Annotated in this window: 16 protein-coding genes; 13 read left to right on the forward strand and 3 right to left on the reverse strand. The window is 58.8% G+C overall.

Annotated elements, in window-relative coordinates; translation table 11 throughout:
• The first annotated feature begins 9 nt into the window (after positions 1-9).
• Positions 10-927: a DMT family transporter gene (locus tag AACY49_RS18005; protein ID WP_258699611.1), complete on the forward strand. Its 918-nt coding sequence runs from the start codon at positions 10-12 to the stop codon at positions 925-927.
• Positions 927-1,823, forward strand: a complete 897-nt coding sequence (locus AACY49_RS18010) for a hypothetical protein (protein WP_258699612.1) — start codon at positions 927-929, stop codon at positions 1,821-1,823. Before AACY49_RS18005 ends, AACY49_RS18010 begins: the two co-directional genes overlap by 1 nt.
• A 15-nt stretch (positions 1,824-1,838) precedes the next feature.
• Here AACY49_RS18010 and AACY49_RS18015 read toward each other — a convergent pair whose 3' ends face one another.
• Positions 1,839-2,879 (reverse strand): LysR family transcriptional regulator, encoded by a 1,041-nt coding sequence (locus tag AACY49_RS18015; protein WP_339525463.1) that lies wholly within the window; start codon positions 2,877-2,879, stop codon positions 1,839-1,841.
• A 106-nt stretch (positions 2,880-2,985) separates the two neighbouring features.
• On the reverse strand, positions 2,986-6,183 hold the full coding sequence (rne, locus tag AACY49_RS18020) for a ribonuclease E (protein ID WP_339525465.1): 3,198 nt from the start codon (positions 6,181-6,183) through the stop codon (positions 2,986-2,988).
• Between the two features lie 700 nt (positions 6,184-6,883).
• Here rne and rluC point away from each other — a divergent pair.
• The 3 genes from rluC to AACY49_RS18035 are packed head-to-tail and all read left to right on the forward strand — an operon-like array spanning position 6,884 to position 9,509.
• A complete protein-coding gene (rluC, locus tag AACY49_RS18025) occupies positions 6,884-7,846 on the forward strand; it encodes a 23S rRNA pseudouridine(955/2504/2580) synthase RluC (RefSeq protein ID WP_258699615.1) in 963 nt (320 codons plus the stop codon).
• Entirely contained in the window at positions 7,833-8,495 is a 663-nt protein-coding gene (locus AACY49_RS18030; RefSeq protein ID WP_258699616.1) for an HAD-IA family hydrolase, read from the forward strand. The genes rluC and AACY49_RS18030 overlap by 14 nt, the downstream gene beginning before the upstream one ends.
• Positions 8,496-8,519: 24 nt before the next feature.
• Positions 8,520-9,509: a S49 family peptidase gene (locus AACY49_RS18035; RefSeq protein WP_320393701.1), complete on the forward strand. Its 990-nt coding sequence runs from the start codon at positions 8,520-8,522 to the stop codon at positions 9,507-9,509.
• A gap of 75 nt (positions 9,510-9,584) precedes the next feature.
• On the opposite strand, the gene AACY49_RS18040 is transcribed toward AACY49_RS18035, so the two are convergent.
• Positions 9,585-10,163 carry a Maf family protein gene (locus tag AACY49_RS18040; RefSeq protein WP_320393702.1) on the reverse strand — a complete coding sequence of 193 codons (579 nt, stop codon included), beginning with the start codon at positions 10,161-10,163 and terminating at the stop codon, positions 9,585-9,587.
• A 105-nt stretch (positions 10,164-10,268) separates the two neighbouring features.
• On the opposite strand from AACY49_RS18040, the gene AACY49_RS18045 reads away from it, so the two are divergent.
• From AACY49_RS18045 to pabC, 8 genes are all read left to right on the forward strand, one after another.
• Complete coding sequence (locus AACY49_RS18045) at positions 10,269-10,796, forward strand: YceD family protein (RefSeq protein ID WP_007942001.1); 528 nt, start codon at positions 10,269-10,271, stop codon at positions 10,794-10,796.
• Positions 10,797-10,809: 13 nt separating this feature from the next.
• A complete protein-coding gene (gene rpmF / locus AACY49_RS18050) occupies positions 10,810-10,992 on the forward strand; it encodes a 50S ribosomal protein L32 (protein ID WP_003179396.1) in 183 nt (60 codons plus the stop codon).
• 3 nt (positions 10,993-10,995) lie between these two features.
• Complete coding sequence (gene plsX, locus AACY49_RS18055) at positions 10,996-12,006, forward strand: phosphate acyltransferase PlsX (RefSeq protein WP_339525469.1); 1,011 nt, start codon at positions 10,996-10,998, stop codon at positions 12,004-12,006.
• Positions 12,007-12,131: 125 nt separating this feature from the next.
• Positions 12,132-13,070: an ACP S-malonyltransferase gene (fabD, locus tag AACY49_RS18060; RefSeq protein ID WP_258699620.1), complete on the forward strand. Its 939-nt coding sequence runs from the start codon at positions 12,132-12,134 to the stop codon at positions 13,068-13,070.
• 16 nt (positions 13,071-13,086) lie between these two features.
• A complete protein-coding gene (gene fabG, locus AACY49_RS18065; protein ID WP_150717479.1) occupies positions 13,087-13,830 on the forward strand; it encodes a 3-oxoacyl-ACP reductase FabG in 744 nt (247 codons plus the stop codon).
• A gap of 191 nt (positions 13,831-14,021) precedes the next feature.
• On the forward strand, positions 14,022-14,258 hold the full coding sequence (acpP, locus tag AACY49_RS18070) for an acyl carrier protein (RefSeq protein WP_003175607.1): 237 nt from the start codon (positions 14,022-14,024) through the stop codon (positions 14,256-14,258).
• 109 nt (positions 14,259-14,367) lie between these two features.
• A complete protein-coding gene (gene fabF, locus AACY49_RS18075) occupies positions 14,368-15,612 on the forward strand; it encodes a beta-ketoacyl-ACP synthase II (RefSeq protein WP_007904000.1) in 1,245 nt (414 codons plus the stop codon).
• A complete protein-coding gene (pabC, locus tag AACY49_RS18080) occupies positions 15,612-16,427 on the forward strand; it encodes an aminodeoxychorismate lyase (RefSeq protein WP_339525476.1) in 816 nt (271 codons plus the stop codon). The genes fabF and pabC overlap by 1 nt, the downstream gene beginning before the upstream one ends.
• Positions 16,428-16,430 lie beyond the last annotated feature (3 nt).

Genomic DNA, 16,430 nt, shown 5'->3' on the forward strand with positions numbered 1-16,430 from the left:
GAGGCGTCAATGCCGTACTTATTACTTTCACTCGCTGCCGTGTTCTGGGGCGGTAATTATGTCGTCGGCAAGTTGATGGTGGTGGACGTTGATCCGGTGCTGCTGTCGCAACTTCGATGGCTGATTACCAGCGCTTTACTACTGCTGGTTAACTATAAAGCCGTGATCGCCAGTTTGCCGGCCGCACGTAAGTCATGGTTGACCCTGGTTATGTTGGCGATCTGTGGCCAAGTTATATTTCCGCTGACCTTATATATCGGTTTGCAATACACCAGTTCGTTGAATGCGGCGATTTACCTGTCGGCCACGCCGTGTCTGGTACTGGCCCTCAACCGTTTCGTTTTCAGTGATTTCATCTCCAGGTCGAATATGCTTGGGGTGGTCATCAGTACGGTGGGTGTGTTCTGGCTGGTGACGATGGGGCATCTGTCCGATTTGAGCTTCCTGGAAGGCTTCAACAAAGGCGATTTCTGGACCATGGCCTCGGCTTCCAGTTGGGCTGTCTATTGCTCCTTTTTGCGGACGAAGCCAAAAAACATCGCCGGCAATGCGTTCGTGACGTATTGCGCGGTGGTGGGGGCGCTGTGCCTGATTCCGTTCAGCCTGGGTATTTGGGTGTTGCACCCTGATCTGACGTTCAACCTGGGGCAGGGCGCTGCACCGTGGCTGGGCCTGGCGTATCTGGTGATCTTCCCGTCCTGGCTGTCGTACTTGTTCTGGAGCAAAGGTATCGGTGAAATCGGTGCCACCCGTGGTGAGATCTTCACTCACTTGGTGCCACTGTCCGGTGGGCTGTTCAGTATCGTGTTCCTCGACGTGCAACTGCACGCCTATCACCTGGTCAGTCTGGTGCTGATTGTATTTGGGGTGATCCTCTGTTCCATTAAAAGGCGGGCACCGGTGGTACTGCGCACGGAGGCGGCTTGATGGACAGAATCATCGATTCGGTCGACCGTCACGGTGTGCGGTGGGTGGGGGTTGTGCAGGGCAAGGGGGCATCGGCTACGGTCTGGCAGGTCGAAGATGCCGAAAGTTCTCAGGTGTTGGCTGTGCGATTCATGCGTAGCAAGCAATCCTGGGAGCAATTCAAAAGCAATTTGTCCTTGGTAGCGGTGCCGCTTGAAGCGCTTTCATTGATGACCTTTAACGTGCCGCTGCGGCCCGCACGGGATGCCGTGTGCATGGTGAGCGGTTTTGGTTACACGCATCGCTCGGTCAATGGTCTGCCCATGCCCCAGAGGTCCTCGCCGGACTGGTACTACAAAGGTAACGGCAAAGGGTTGGTGGCCGCTTCCCGGGCGATCAAGTCACCGTGTCATGCCAGTGGCGCGGGAATCGAGATCGAGTATGCCTGTGTGTACCTCATCGACGACTGCCGAAATCCCCGCTATATCGGTTACACCTTGGCGGTGGACTTTTCTGACCCGGTGCTGCGTCATACTCAACCCGGGCTGGCTGGTCTCTCCAAGTTGCGCAATACCGCGTTGTGCCACGAGCTGGTGATCGCAGAACCACCGCGCTACTCAGTGGTGAGGAGTTCGATTGTCCGGCGTGGTGAAACCGTGTGGGACAAACAGTCGCTATTAGGGCTGGATCAGTTGATGTTTGCCAAACGTGAACTCGAAGCCCTGTTGTTCCAGCATGAAGAGCTTTGCGAGCCCGGTACGGTTCACTATGTTTTGCTCGGTGCCTCGTTAAGCACCGACAAGGATGCCTTCGAGTTGCAGCACGGTGACGTCATTCGGGCGAGCAGCCAGGAGGATGGACTGCAACTGTCCAACCTCTTCGAGGACGAGGTGGTGCGGCAATCGTGTAACTGCTGACGGGGGCCCGGCCCGTTACCTTTCCGTCAGCGGTAAGCGGGCCGGTTTTTCGAAGTCCAGCACCCATTGCGCAAGCGCTCTGGGGGCTGGTTTGCCAGGGTGATCGAAAAACACGAATTCGGTGGTCAGCGAGGCATATGAACCACTCAGGAAATATGTTTGCACCTGGTCACTGCGGCAGCACGAATCGACCAGTGACAACGGCACCAGGGCAACGCCCACGCCGTTGATCACATTAGAAAACAACAGCGGATAAGAGCCACATTCGATGATTTTTTCCGGGGTGATATTGCCCATCATGAATAGTTCGTCGAGATTACGTTGCGAAGCGCTGCGCCGGCTGTTGACCAGGAACACTTGGCCACTGAACGCTTTCAGGTCCTGGATGGCGGGGTGTGCTGCGCTGTAGATCAAGGCCAGCGGATCGTTGAACAGCGTTACCCGGCGATAATGCGAAGGTGCAAAGCCTGCGCCGACAATCACTGCGTCGAGCTTGCCGGCCTCAAGATCCTTGAGCAGCGACTGTGTATTTCCAATGCTGACATCCACTGCCAGCCCGTCGGGATTGGCAACGATGCTTTGCAACAGGTTCTGGCGAGTAATAGTGAGGTTTTCGATGACACCCAAACGCACCCGTGTTTCGGTTTTTGTCTGGCTCAGGCTGGCTTGAGCGCGAGCAACCAGTTCGAGGATTTGTGAGGCATAGGCATAGAGCTCCTTGCCTGGCTCCGTCATCGTGATACCGCGACCGGAGCGTTCGAACAGCTTGGTATCGAGCCGTGATTCGAGTGTCTTGATGCGGAAGGAAATACTGGATTGAGCGCGGTTTAACCTGATCGCTGCTTGTGTGACGCTGCCGTAGTCAACAATCGCTTTGAAAGCGTCCAGTTCAGCAATTTCCATAGTCACGCACTCTTTGCTCCATAACGGGCCGAAGGCTTTCGGGCCGTGGCAGGACCTACTTTGAAACCTGCACCGCTCTATTCTGCACGTTGCACAGCTCTTTCGTAATACTTGCTTACAAATATTTAAGCGGGTGTTTAGCGAGGAACGCAATCGCCTCGGCAATAAACCGTTGCCAGGTAGCGACAGGCTTCAATTTCTATAAGCAAAAAAAGCCCCGCCTGGATCACCAGGCGGGGCTTTTTAGTGGCCGATGGAATTAGACGAGGGGTTTAGGCTCGTGCTCTTTTTCCTGGGCTTGCTCGTGTTGCTCTACCGCTTCTTGAACGGAGCGCGGTGCTTCGTCGATCACGGATTCAGCCGGTTCGGCAGCGACTTCAGCGGCCGGGGCAGGGACTGCCTCGACGACTTCAGCAACAACCGGTGCTGGCTCGGCAGCGGCCGGAGCAGCAGCGGCAGCCAGTTCGGCTTCTTTCTGCAGACGCTCGGCTTCACGCTTGCGACGACGTACTTCACGCGGGTCGTTCGGCGCACGGCCACTTGGGGTCAGAGCGTTGACAGGGGCGGCTTCAGCCACCGGTGCAGCCTCTTCGGCAACAATCGGCGCTTCAACAACCGCTGGAGCAGGCTCGGCAGCAGCAGCCACAGGCTCGGAGACCATGGCTTCAGCAGCCGGAGCTTCAGCGACTGGCGCTGGAGCTTCGACCGCTACAGGTGGCTCGGCAACCCAGTTGAACGTGGTTTGTTCTTCGCGAGCTTCACGCACCGGTTCAGCCGGCGCTTCAACCACAGGCTCGGTAGCAGCCACTGGTTCAGCGACGACGGACGGTTCAGCGGCAGCTTCAACTTCAGGCTGTGCTTCACGAACCGGTGCCACTTCGATTTCCGGAGCGGCGGTGACGGCTACTGGCGTGGTCGCTTCAACCACTGGCGCTTCAACTGGAGCAGTTTCCAGTGTGGCGGCAGTAGCGCGTTCGGCTTGCTCGTTGGCTTGTGCTTCGGCAGGCGCGCTGATCACGGAGCTGGCAACGGCAGCGGTAACCGCCAGGCCGGCGGCCAGATCGGCAGCGCTTGGCGCTTCGGCGTTTTCAGCCGATTCGGACTCTTCCGAACCTTCGATCACGTTGCCATTGGCATCGCGTTGACGTTCACGACGGTTGCTGCGACGACGCTGGCCACGGGAGCGGCGGCGTGGACGATCGCCTTCGGCGCCTTCCTGACCGTCTTCCTGCAGTTGCTCTTCGTTGGCTGGCAACTCTTCTTCGGCAACGGCGGCAGCGGCTTGCTCGGTGCGTGGTTGACGTTCTTCACGCGGTGGGCGTGGAGCGCGTTCTTCGCGTGGCTGACGGGCCGGACGCTCTTCAGCGTTGGCAGCGGCGGCCGGAGCGGCATCCAGAGGCTCACGCAGTTCACGAACCGGGCGTTCTTCACGCTCGCCACGAGGCTTGCGATCTTCACGCGGGGCGCGCGGTGCACGTTCTTCACGAGGGGCGCGTGGTGCACGCTCTTCACGTGGAGCGCGTTCTTCGCGGGCGACTGCCGGAGCTTCTTCGCGGGCTTCGCGCGGCTCACGTGGTGCGCGTTCTTCACGCGGTGCACGTTCCTCACGAGGCTTGCGTTCATCATCGCGGCGACCGTTACGGTTGCGGCTCTGCTGACGACCGTTGCGACGCTCTTCGTTGCGAGCAGGGCGTTCGGTGACTGGCTTTTCAACCACAACCGGCGCGGCAGGCTCTTCCTTGGTCGCGAACAGGCTGACCAGCGACTTCACCAGGCCTTTGAACAGGCTTGGCTCAGGCGCGGCGGCCGGTGCAGCCACCGGAGCGGCGACGACTTCGGTTGGAACCGGAGCGTTGGCGCGGGCCGGAGCGGTCTTGACCGCGGCTTCCTGGCGAACCAGGGTGCGGGTCGCGGCGGCTGGCTGGACTTCTTCGACTTCGGCAGCGGCGGCAGCGATTTCGTAGCTGGACTGGTTGATGCTGGCTTCCGGGCTGTCATCGCGCAGACGCTGAACTTCGAAGTGCGGCGTTTCGAGGTGATCGTTCGGCAGAATGACGATGCGGGCACGGGTGCGCAGTTCGATCTTGGTGATCGAGTTGCGTTTTTCGTTGAGCAGGAACGCAGCCACCGGGATTGGCACTTGTGCGCGAACTTCGGCGGTACGGTCTTTCAGAGCTTCTTCTTCGATCAGGCGCAGAATCGCCAGCGACAGCGATTCAACGTCACGGATGATGCCGGTGCCGTTGCAACGCGGGCAGACGATGCCACTGCTTTCGCCCAGCGATGGACGCAGGCGCTGACGGGACATTTCCAGCAGGCCGAAGCGCGAGATGCGACCGACTTGCACGCGAGCGCGGTCGGCTTCCAGGCATTCGCGGACTTTCTCTTCCACGGCGCGCTGGTTCTTGGCAGGGGTCATGTCGATGAAGTCGATGACGATCAGGCCGCCGATGTCGCGCAGGCGCAACTGACGGGCGATTTCTTCGGCGGCTTCAAGGTTGGTCTGCAGGGCGGTTTCTTCGATGTCGCTGCCTTTGGTGGCGCGCGCCGAGTTGATGTCGATGGACACCAGGGCTTCGGTCGGATCGATGACGATGGAGCCGCCGGAAGGCAGTTCGACGACACGCTGGAAGGCGGTTTCGATCTGGCTTTCGATCTGGAAACGGTTGAACAGCGGAACGCTGTCTTCGTACAGCTTGATCTTGCTGGCGTACTGCGGCATCACCTGGCGAATGAAGGTCAGGGCTTCGTCCTGGGCTTCAACGCTGTCGATCAGCACTTCGCCGATGTCCTGGCGCAGGTAATCGCGGATGGCGCGGATGATCACGTTGCTTTCCTGGTAGATCAGGAATGGCGCGGAACGATCCAGCGAAGCTTCTTTGATGGCGGTCCACAGTTGCAGCAGGTAGTCGAGGTCCCACTGCATTTCTTCGCTGCTGCGGCCAAGGCCGGCAGTGCGAACGATCAGACCCATGTCGGCCGGGGCAACCAGGCCGTTCAGGGCTTCACGCAGTTCGTTGCGCTCTTCACCTTCGATGCGACGGGAGATACCGCCGGCACGCGGGTTGTTCGGCATCAGCACCAGGTAACGACCGGCCAGGCTGATGAAGGTGGTCAGGGCGGCGCCCTTGTTGCCACGTTCTTCTTTTTCGACCTGAACGATGACTTCCTGGCCTTCGCTCAGGACGTCCTTGATGTTGACGCGGCCTTCGGGGGCTTTCTTGAAGTATTCGCGGGAGATTTCTTTGAGGGGCAGGAAGCCGTGGCGCTCAGAGCCGAAATCGACAAAGGCAGCCTCGAGGCTTGGTTCGATGCGAGTAATCCGGCCTTTATAGATATTGGCCTTCTTCTGCTCGCGTGCACCGGATTCGATGTCCAGGTCGTAGAGGCGCTGGCCATCTACCAGTGCAACACGCAACTCTTCGGGTTGAGTTGCGTTAATCAGCATTCTTTTCATGTAGTACCGTCGGTTTCCGGGCTGCCGGAAACGGCGTTCGGCACACACGACTTCTCACGGTCGGTGTCAGGTGCGTCAGGAGTGGTTGGCCACTCCAGTGTCTAGCGAACCCCGGCCAATTGGGCCGGTGTCGCGACGTACGCGTCCTGCTTGCTGTGGCTACTTAAGCACTCAGTCAGGAGGAGGAATCAACCGGCGGCTGTGGACGAGATGAAGCGTCTTGATAAAGCCTATTGCTACACAGTCCAGCGGTTGTGCATCTCCACCCTACACGTATCCCTGATAATTCGGGTGCTGCCGCGCGCAGAATCCGCAGCGGGTTGGCATTTACCGTGAGCTCCGAAAGGGGAGGTCACGCATCATGGCTAATTTAGGCGTTGTTTCCGAAGCCTTCGCTCGGGGTCGTTCGCAGCTGACTGCACTTTGTGAACTGGCCGTGAATATTTGCTCGGAAGGCGAGTGAAAACTCTGCTTTGCGGCATGATTCAGGCCTTATGTCACCTGCGCTTGTTACAACTGAAAACTCTGCCGTTACGTAGCGAAAGCCCCGTAGGACGGCCTCTCGTCCTCGTGAATTGCGTTGGTCAGGGCCGGTTTTTGACCGTTAGTCCGCTGTCCAGGCCACTTTTGGCGGCGTTCGCGACTATAGCAGCAATGATTAAGTGCTTCAATTCCATAAAAAATTGTTATCATCCGCGCCATGACGACTACTGCCCCTTCGACCCCAGGCGTACAACTGCTTGAGGTCTCGCCGGAATATGCCGGCCAACGTATTGATAATTTCCTTCTCGCTCGGCTCAAAGGCGTGCCCAAGACCTTGATTTACCGCATTTTGCGCAAAGGCGAAGTGCGGGTGAACAAAGGTCGGATCAAGCCCGAATACAAGCTGCAGGCGGGCGATATCGTGCGCGTGCCGCCGGTTCGCGTGCCTGAGCGCGACGAGCCTGTGCCGCTGGCCCAGGGGTTGCTGCAGCGGCTCGAGGCTTCGATTGTGTACGAAGACAAGGCGCTGATCGTGATCAACAAGCCTTGCGGCATCGCGGTTCATGGTGGTAGCGGCCTGACTTACGGGGTGATCGAAGCCTTTCGTCAGCTGCGTCCCGATTGCAAGGAGCTCGAACTGGTTCACCGTCTCGACCGTGATACGTCCGGGCTGTTGATGATCGCCAAGAAGCGCAGCATGTTGCGCCACTTGCACACGGCATTGCGCGGCGATGGCGTCGATAAGCGCTATATGGCGTTAGTCCGTGGTAACTGGGCGGCCTCGATCAAGCAGGTCCGTGCGTCGCTGGGCAAGAGTAATCTGCGCTCCGGCGAGCGCATGGTCGAGGTCGACGAGGAGGAGGGGAAGGAGTCCGTGACCGTGTTCAAGGTCCTGCGCCGCTTCGGCGACTTTGCCACCATGGTCGAGGCCAAGCCGATTACCGGCCGGACTCACCAGATCCGCGTCCATACTCTACATGCCGGGCATTGCATTGCCGGTGATACCAAGTACGGCGATGAGGGCTTCAGCAAGGAGATTCGCGATCTGGGTGGCAAGCGCCTGTTCCTGCACGCCTACATGCTGACTGTACCGCTGCCGGACGGCGGAGAGCTGAAATTGCAGGCCCCTGTCGACGAGATGTGGGCCAGGACCGTGGAGCGATTGAGTGCACCCATCTGATTACAAACTGCTGATTTTCGATTGGGACGGTACGCTCGCAGACTCCATTGGTCGGATTGTCGAGGCAATGCACGTGGCGTCCGAGCGCTCCGGCTTCCCGTTGCGCGATGATTTTGCCGTCAAAGGCATTATCGGACTCGGATTGCCGGAAGCGATTCGCACCTTGTATCCCGAGATCGGCGATGGCGAGCTGATGGCGTTCCGTGATTATTATGCGGAACACTACATTGCGGCGGAGGCTGTTCCTTCGCCGTTGTTCGAGGGCGTGCTCGAGTCGATGGAAGCGTTTCGTGCTGACGGCTATCACCTGGCGGTTGCCACCGGCAAGGCACGGCGTGGGCTGGACCGGGTGCTGAAAGCCCATGGCTGGGAAGATTATTTTGATGTCACCCGTGCGGCCGATGAAACGGCCAGCAAGCCCCATCCGTTGATGCTTGAGCAAATCCTCGCCCATTGCGAGGTTCGCCCGGAGCAGGCGCTGATGGTCGGGGATTCGTCCTTCGATCTGCAGATGGCGCGCAATGCCGGCATGGATTCGGTGGCGGTCAGCTATGGCGCGCAATCGATTGACGCGTTGAAGCTGTTCGAGCCGCGACTGACCATTGATCGTTTTTCAGAATTGCATGCCTGGCTGAGTCAGCGGGCTTAACGGTTTTTTGCTGGGGTAAATGTCATGACCGACGAATGGAAAGCGCCCGCCAAAGCGAGCGCAGAGAGCGGTGACGAGAAAAGCTGGAAGCTGCTGGAAAAGGCTCTGCTGGCCAGTGTGCAGGAGCATCGCCGGTCCCGTCGCTGGGGGATTTTCTTCAAGCTGCTGACCTTTGCATATGTGTTGGTTGCGTTGTTCTTGTTCACGCCGCTGATGGATGTGGAAAAAAGCGCTACTCGCGGTTCTGGTTACACGGCGCTGATCGATATAACCGGCATGATTGCCGAGAAAGAGCCGGCCAGTGCTGACAATATCGTCGGCAGTCTGCGTGCGGCCTTCGAGGACAAGAAGGTCAAGGGTGTGATCCTGCGGATCAACAGCCCGGGCGGCAGTCCGGTGCAGTCGGGTTATGTCTACGACGAGATCCGTCGTTTGCGCGGCCTGCATCCGGATACCAAGGTTTACGCGGTGATCTCGGATCTGGGGGCTTCCGGTGCCTATTACATCGCCAGCGCGGCGGATCAGATCTACGCCGACAAGGCGAGTCTGGTGGGTTCCATTGGTGTGACGGCGGCGGGTTACGGTTTTGTCGGCACCATGGAGAAGTTGGGTGTCGAGCGTCGTACCTACACCTCCGGTGAGCACAAATCGTTCCTCGATCCGTTCCAGCCTCAGAAACCTGCGGAAACCGAATTCTGGCAGGGCGTGCTCGATACCACTCATCAGCAGTTCATCAGTAGCGTCAAGAAGGGGCGTGGCGATCGTCTCAAGGACAAAGAGCATCCGGAGTTGTTCTCCGGGCTGGTCTGGTCGGGTGAGCAGGCATTGCCGCTTGGCTTGATCGATGGTCTGGGGAATGCCAGTTCGGTGGCGCGTGACGTGATTGGTGAGAAAGAGATGGTGGACTTTACTATCGAGGAGTCGCCGTTTGATCGCTTCTCGAAAAAGCTCGGTGCCAGCGTGGCTGAGCATTTGGCGATGTGGATGGGCTTCCAGGGGCCGTCGTTGCGTTGATCGCTTGGCTGCATATCGAAACCGGCCCTCGTGGCCGGTTTTTTGTGCGAGCGCCAGCTGCTACACGGATACGGTTCAGGGAATCTGCACGCCTTCGGCCAACAACATGTCGACCAGGCGAATCAGCGGCAGGCCGATCAGGCTCGTGGCGTCAGGGCCTTCGGTGCTTTGAAACAGGCTCACCCCCAAACCTTCGGCCTTGAAGCTGCCAGCGCAGTCGTAGGGCTGTTCGGCGCGCAGGTAGCGTTCGATGCGTGCCGGGTCGAGCGCGCGCATGTGCACGGTAAAGGGTACGCAATCGACCTGGCAGTCGCCTGTCTGGCTGTTGAGCAGTGCCAGGCCGGTCAGGAAGGTCACGCTGGCGCCACTGGATGCCAGCAGCTGTTCGCGGGCCTTTTCGAAGGTGTGAGGTTTGCCGATGATCCGCTCGCCAAGTACTGCGACCTGGTCCGAGCCGATGATCAGATGGGCGGGATGGCTGGCTGCCAGTGCGCGGGCTTTTTCTTCGGCGAGGCGTTTTACCAGTTCGATGGCTGACTCGTCGGGGCGATGGCTTTCGTCGATATCCGGCGAGCTGCAAGTAAACGGCAGCTGCAAGCGGGCCAGCAATTCCCGGCGATAAACCGAGCTTGAAGCGAGTAATAAAGGCAGCATGCGCATCTCCAAAGGGCAGGGGCGAATTCTAGCGAGGCTTCCAAGTGACGGACAGGGCTGAATTTCCTTTGACATGGCCGGGGGCATCCCTATAATGCTGCGCCTATGTTGAATGACCCGATTCCACCTCACGTTGACCCGCGCAAATTGGCTGACCGTGGCACCACCCTTCAAGGTGAAATGCTGCTGGCCGATTTGGAGAGACTCTGCGACCCGCTTTCCGACAATGTCGGTACGGTGCAGGCTAAATTCGTTTTTGAACGAGATGAACGTAAGTCTGTGGTAATCCACAGCTTTATCGACACCGAAGTCAAAATGGTTTGCCAGCGTTGTCTTGAGCTGGTCACCCTGCCGATCCATAGCGAATGCAGTTATGCTGTGGTGAAGGAGGGTGCGAATACCCAGTCGTTGCCGAAAGGTTATGACGTGCTGGAACTGGGCGAAGATCCTTTGGATCTGCAGTCACTGATCGAGGAGGAGCTTCTGCTCGCCTTGCCCATTGTGCCTGCTCATCATCCGGAAGAATGCCAGCAGCCGGCGGGAGCAGATGAGCCCGAACCGAGCGAGGACGAGGTAACGCGGTCCAACCCGTTCAGTGTATTGGCGCAGTTAAAGCGTGACCCAAACGTTTAGGAGTTAATCAATTATGGCTGTTCAGCAGAACAAAAAATCCCGCTCTGCCCGTGACATGCGTCGTTCGCACGACGCTCTCGAGGCTAGCACCCTGTCTGTAGAAAAAACCACCGGTGAAGTTCACCTGCGTCACCACGTATCGCCAGAAGGCGTATACCGTGGCCGTAAAGTGATCGACAAGGGCGCTGACGAGTAATCCTTGTCCGCTCAAATCATCGCGATTGACGCAATGGGCGGGGACTTCGGTCCCCGCAGCATTGTTCAGGCCAGCCTTGCTTGTCTGTCTGCTACGCCCTCGCTGCACCTGACCCTTGTCGGTCAACCCTCCCTTCTTGAAGAATTGATTGCCAGCCATTCGGCGGTGGATCGCGCGCGCCTGTCGATAGCGCCGGCGTCCGAAGTCATCACCATGGACGAAAAGCCAGCCCAGGCCTTGCGTGGCAAGCCCGACTCGTCAATGCGCGTGGCGCTGGAGTTGCTGCGCGATGGCAAGGTCCAGGCCTGCGTCAGTGCCGGCAATACAGGTGCGCTGATGGCGTTGTCACGGTTCGTGCTCAAGACCTTGCCGGGCATCGATAGGCCGGCGATGATCGCGGCCATACCGACGCAGAAAGGTTACTGCCAATTGCTCGATCTGGGTGCCAACGTTGATTGCAGTGCCGAGCATCTGTTGCAGTTTGCGGTGATGGGGTCGGTCGCGGCAGAAACCCTGGGCGTCGTTCGCCCGCGGGTCGCGCTGCTGAATATCGGCACCGAAGACATCAAAGGCAATCAACAGGTCAAGTTGGCGGCAACCTTGCTGCAAGGCGCGCGCGGGCTCAACTACATCGGTTTTGTCGAAGGCGACGGTTTGTACCGTGGCGAGGCGGATGTGGTGGTGTGTGATGGCTTTGTCGGCAATATACTGCTCAAGTCCAGCGAAGGTCTGGCGACCATGATTGCCGGGCGCATCGAGGCCTTGTTCAAGAAAAATTTCGCCTCGAAAGTGGTTGGTGCTTTGGCGTTGCCGTTGATGAAGCGCTTGCAGGCCGAGCTGGCACCGGCGCGGCACAACGGTGCAAGTTTCCTCGGTTTGCAGGGAATTGTCGTGAAAAGTCACGGTTCGGCGGGGGTTCAAGGCTTCCAGAGTGCAATTCAGCGCGCCTTGATCGAGATCCAGGAAAACTTGCCGGAACGGCTTCATGGGCGCCTGGAGGATTTGTTGCCTTAGGCGTTTTCGTCGGACAATGCTTAAATGTGACCGCTCAGTTCAATTGGCCATCCAACTGTCAGTTTCTTGCGTTCCTCAAGCGGGACGTCAATTTTCCGACGACAAGATCATTAGGGGCTTGTTACATGTCTGCTTCCCTCGCATTCGTCTTTCCAGGACAGGGTTCGCAGTCCCTCGGCATGCTGGCCGAGTTGGGCGCGCAACATCCGGTGGTCCTCGAAACATTCAAAGAAGCTTCCGATGCTCTGGGTTACGACCTGTGGGCACTGACCCAGCAAGGGCCGGAAGAGCAACTCAATCAAACCGATAAAACCCAGCCGGCCATTCTGACCGCCTCGATCGCCTTGTGGCGTCTGTGGCTGGCTGAAGGCGGCGCGCGCCCGGCTTACGTTGCCGGTCACAGCCTGGGCGAGTACAGCGCCCTGGTGGCTGCGGGCAGCCTGAGCCTGGGCGACGCAGTGAAACTGGTAGAGCGTCGCGGTCAATTGATGCAGGAAGCCGTTCCGGCCGGGCAGGGTGGCATGGCCGCGATCCTCGGTCTGGACGATGCTGACGTGCTGGCAGCCTGTGCCGAAGCGGCGCAGGGCGAAGTGGTCAGCGCGGTCAACTTCAACTCCCCGGGTCAGGTAGTGATCGCCGGTGCCAAGGCTGCGGTCGAGCGCGCCATCGAAGGCTGCAAGGCTCGTGGTGCCAAGCGCGCCATGCCGTTGCCGGTCAGCGTGCCGTCCCACTGCGAGCTGATGCGCCCGGCCGCCGAGCGGTTCGCCGAGTCGATCGCAGCGATCGACTGGCAAGCGCCGCAGATCCCTGTGGTACAGAACGTCAGTGCTGACGTGCCGGCTGATCTGGAAACCCTCAAGCGCGATTTGCTTGAACAGCTCTACAAGCCTGTACGCTGGGTCGAGTCGGTCCAGGCGCTGGCTGCCAAGGGTGCGACCGAACTGGTCGAGTGCGGCCCTGGCAAAGTACTTGCCGGTCTGAACAAGCGTTGCGCCGAAGGCGTGTCGACCTCTAACCTCAATACCCCAGACGCTTTCGCTGCCGCCCGTGCAGCGCTGGCCTGAACAAGGAGAAGCTTGCATGAGTCTGCAAGGTAAAGTTGCACTGGTCACTGGTGCCAGTCGTGGTATCGGCCAGGCTATCGCCCTGGAGCTGGGTCGTCAGGGTGCCATCGTTGTCGGCACCGCGACCTCCGCTTCGGGTGCCGAGCGTATCGCCGCTACCCTGAAAGAAAACGGTATTCAGGGCACTGGCCTGGAACTCAATGTCACCAGCGACGAGTCCGTGGCGGCCGTACTGGCGAGCATTCAGGAGCAATTCGGTGCGCCGGCGATCCTGGTCAATAATGCCGGCATCACCCGCGATAACCTGATGATGCGGATGAAAGATGACGAATGGCATGACGTCGTCGATACCAACCTGAACAGTCTGTTCCGCCTGTCCAAGGGCGTCTTGCGCGGTATGACCAAAGCCCGTTGGGGACGAATTATCAGTATTGGCTCGGTTGTGGGTGCCATGGGCAACGCAGGCCAAGTAAACTACGCTGCCGCCAAGGCCGGTCTGGAAGGTTTCAGCCGTGCACTGGCGCGTGAAGTCGGTTCGCGTTCGATTACGGTAAACTCGGTGGCCCCAGGGTTCATCGACACCGATATGACCCGCGAACTGCCCGAGGCGCAGCGTGAAGCCTTGCAGTCGCAGATTCCGCTGGGTCGTCTGGGGCAAGCTCAAGAGATCGCGTCTGTGGTCGCTTTTCTTGCATCCGACGGTGCGGCTTACGTTACTGGGGCTACAATCCCGGTGAACGGCGGGATGTACATGAGTTAAATGTGACGGATTGCTTCAAAAAAATGTCATACGAGCTGTCTAAAATCCGTTATAAAGCTGCAATCTATTTATAGGCAGAGGGCCGCGGGGTTTGAGGAGTGAAGCTTTCAGTTGAAAAACTGAAAAGTCTTTCTATACACTTACCCACTGGCCAGCTGCCTGAATTTGTCCATTAGGAGTGAAAACAAGGTATGAGCACCATCGAAGAGCGCGTCAAGAAAATCGTTGCTGAGCAACTGGGCGTTAAAGAAGAAGAAGTGGTCAACACTGCTTCCTTCGTTGAAGACCTGGGTGCCGACTCCCTTGACACCGTTGAGCTGGTGATGGCTCTGGAAGAGGAATTCGAGACCGAAATCCCTGACGAAGAAGCTGAGAAGATCACTACTGTACAAGCAGCAATCGACTACGTTACCAGCCACCAGGCGTAATAGTTTTTAGTCGTCGCTCGCTGTCATGGAAAAACCGCACTGCCATCATGGCGTGCGGTTTTTTCTTTAGGCCTGATGCAAAGTCGTCATTTGAAAAAAGGAGAGTGCTGTGTCGCGTAGACGCGTCGTAGTCACCGGTATGGGTATGTTGTCGCCACTGGGCACGGATGTGCCGAGCAGCTGGCAGGGTATTCTGGCTGGCCGCAGTGGCATTGGTCTGATCGAACACACCGACCTTTCTGCCTATTCCACCCGTTTTGGCGGCTCGGTAAAGGGCTTCAATGTCGAGGAATACCTGTCGGTCAAGGAAGCTCGCAAGCTCGACCTGTTTATTCAATACGGTCTGGCTGCAGGTTTTCAGGCTGTGCGTAACGCAGGTCTTGAAGTGACCGACGCCAATCGCGAGCGTATCGGCGTGGCCATGGGTTCGGGTATCGGCGGTCTGACCAATATCGAAGACACCAGCCGCACGCTGCATGATTCTGGCCCACGACGGATTTCTCCGTTTTTCGTGCCTGGCTCGATCATCAATATGATTTCCGGTTTCCTGTCCATCCACCTGGGTGCACAGGGGCCTAACTACGCCATCGCCACGGCGTGTACCACCGGTACGCACTGCATCGGCATGGCGGCACGCAATATCATGTACGACGAAGCCGACGTGATGATTGCCGGTGGTGCCGAAATGGCGGCTTGCGGCCTGGGCATGGGCGGCTTTGGTGCCTCCCGCGCACTGTCGACCCGCAACGACGAGCCGACCCGTGCGAGCCGTCCATGGGACAAGGGCCGTGATGGCTTCGTGCTGTCCGACGGTGCCGGCGCGCTGGTTCTCGAAGAACTGGAGCACGCCAAGGCCCGTGGCGCGACCATCTACGCCGAACTGATCGGTTTCGGCACCAGTGGCGACGCCTACCACATGACCTCGCCACCGGCCGATGGCGCGGGTGCTGCGCGTTGTATCACCAATGCCTTGCGCGATGCGAAGATCAATAGCGATCAGGTTCAGTACATCAACGCTCACGGTACCTCGACCTCGGCCGGTGACCTCGCCGAAGCCTGTGCGATCAAATCCGTGTTCGGCGATCACGCCTACAAGCTGGCAGTCAGTTCGACCAAGTCCATGACCGGTCACTTGCTGGGTGCGGCGGGCGCAGTCGAGGCGATTTTCAGCGTACTGGCCATCAACAGCCAGGTAGCTCCGCCGACCATCAACCTCGATGAGCCGGACGAAGGCTGCGACCTCGACTTCGTACCCCACACCGCGCGCGGCATGGATATCGACGTGGTGCTGTCCAACTCCTTCGGGTTTGGTGGTACCAACGGTTCGCTGGTGTTCCGTCGGTTCGCTGACTGATGGACAGCTGGGTCGACGGTCAACCGGCTGACGCTTTGTCGCTGAAGGATCGCGGCCTGGCTTATGGCGATGGTCTGTTCGAGACCCTCTTAGTCAAGGGCGGGCAACCGTTGCTGCTGGATCGACATCTGTCGCGTCTGGCCGAAGGTTGTTCGCGCCTGGCGATTACCATCGATCGTGAACTGATCCGCGCGGAACTGCTGGCCTATGCTGCCGCATTGGGTGAGGGCGTGCTCAAACTCATCCTCACCCGCGGCGACGGCCTGCGTGGTTACGCCCCCGACCCCTCGGCTCAGGCTCGACGCATTCTGCAAGGCAATCCTCCCGCTGCCTATCCGGTGGTTCATGCGAAGCAGGGCGTTCGTCTGTTTCCTTGTGCGACACGGCTTTCCAAACAGCCATTGCTCGCCGGTCTCAAGCATTTGAATCGTCTGGAGCAGGTCATCGCCCGTTCCGAATGGCAGGATACCGAGCATGCCGAAGGCTTGATGCTGGATCAGGCCGGGCGGGTGATCGAAGGCGTGTTCAGCAATCTGTTCCTGGTGCGCGATGGTGTGCTGGTTACGGCTGATCTCAAACGCTGTGGCGTGGCGGGCGTGATGCGCGCAGAATTATTGTTTCAAGCCGAGTCATTGGGAATTCCCACGCAAGTCACCGATATCACCCTCGATCAGATGCAATGGGCTGATGAGGTCTTTGTCTGCAATAGCGTGTATGGCGTTTGGCCGGTGCGCGCCTATGCCGCGCTGAGCTGGCCGGTTGGCCCGCTCACCCGTAAACTCCAAACCATTGCCCGTGCGCTACTGGATGCTTGATTC

The sequence above is a fragment of the Pseudomonas sp. EL_65y_Pfl2_R96 genome (assembly GCF_963970905.1).
GTDB lineage: Bacteria > Pseudomonadota > Gammaproteobacteria > Pseudomonadales > Pseudomonadaceae > Aquipseudomonas.

Bases quoted from the DNA above. Each gene is read 5' to 3' on its own strand.
- AACY49_RS18005 (WP_258699611.1), top strand. From the start codon at position 10: ATGCCGTACTTATTACTTTCACTCGCTGCCGTGTTCTGGGGCGGTAAT.
- AACY49_RS18010 (WP_258699612.1), top strand. From the start codon at position 927: ATGGACAGAATCATCGATTCGGTCGACCGTCACGGTGTGCGGTGGGTG.
- rne (WP_339525465.1), bottom strand. From the start codon at position 6,183: ATGAAAAGAATGCTGATTAACGCAACTCAACCCGAAGAGTTGCGTGTT.
- rluC (WP_258699615.1), top strand. From the start codon at position 6,884: ATGACGACTACTGCCCCTTCGACCCCAGGCGTACAACTGCTTGAGGTC.
- AACY49_RS18035 (WP_320393701.1), top strand. From the start codon at position 8,520: ATGACCGACGAATGGAAAGCGCCCGCCAAAGCGAGCGCAGAGAGCGGT.
- AACY49_RS18040 (WP_320393702.1), bottom strand. From the start codon at position 10,163: ATGCTGCCTTTATTACTCGCTTCAAGCTCGGTTTATCGCCGGGAATTG.
- AACY49_RS18045 (WP_007942001.1), top strand. From the start codon at position 10,269: ATGTTGAATGACCCGATTCCACCTCACGTTGACCCGCGCAAATTGGCT.
- rpmF (WP_003179396.1), top strand. From the start codon at position 10,810: ATGGCTGTTCAGCAGAACAAAAAATCCCGCTCTGCCCGTGACATGCGT.
- fabD (WP_258699620.1), top strand. From the start codon at position 12,132: ATGTCTGCTTCCCTCGCATTCGTCTTTCCAGGACAGGGTTCGCAGTCC.
- fabG (WP_150717479.1), top strand. From the start codon at position 13,087: ATGAGTCTGCAAGGTAAAGTTGCACTGGTCACTGGTGCCAGTCGTGGT.
- acpP (WP_003175607.1), top strand. From the start codon at position 14,022: ATGAGCACCATCGAAGAGCGCGTCAAGAAAATCGTTGCTGAGCAACTG.
- pabC (WP_339525476.1), top strand. From the start codon at position 15,612: ATGGACAGCTGGGTCGACGGTCAACCGGCTGACGCTTTGTCGCTGAAG.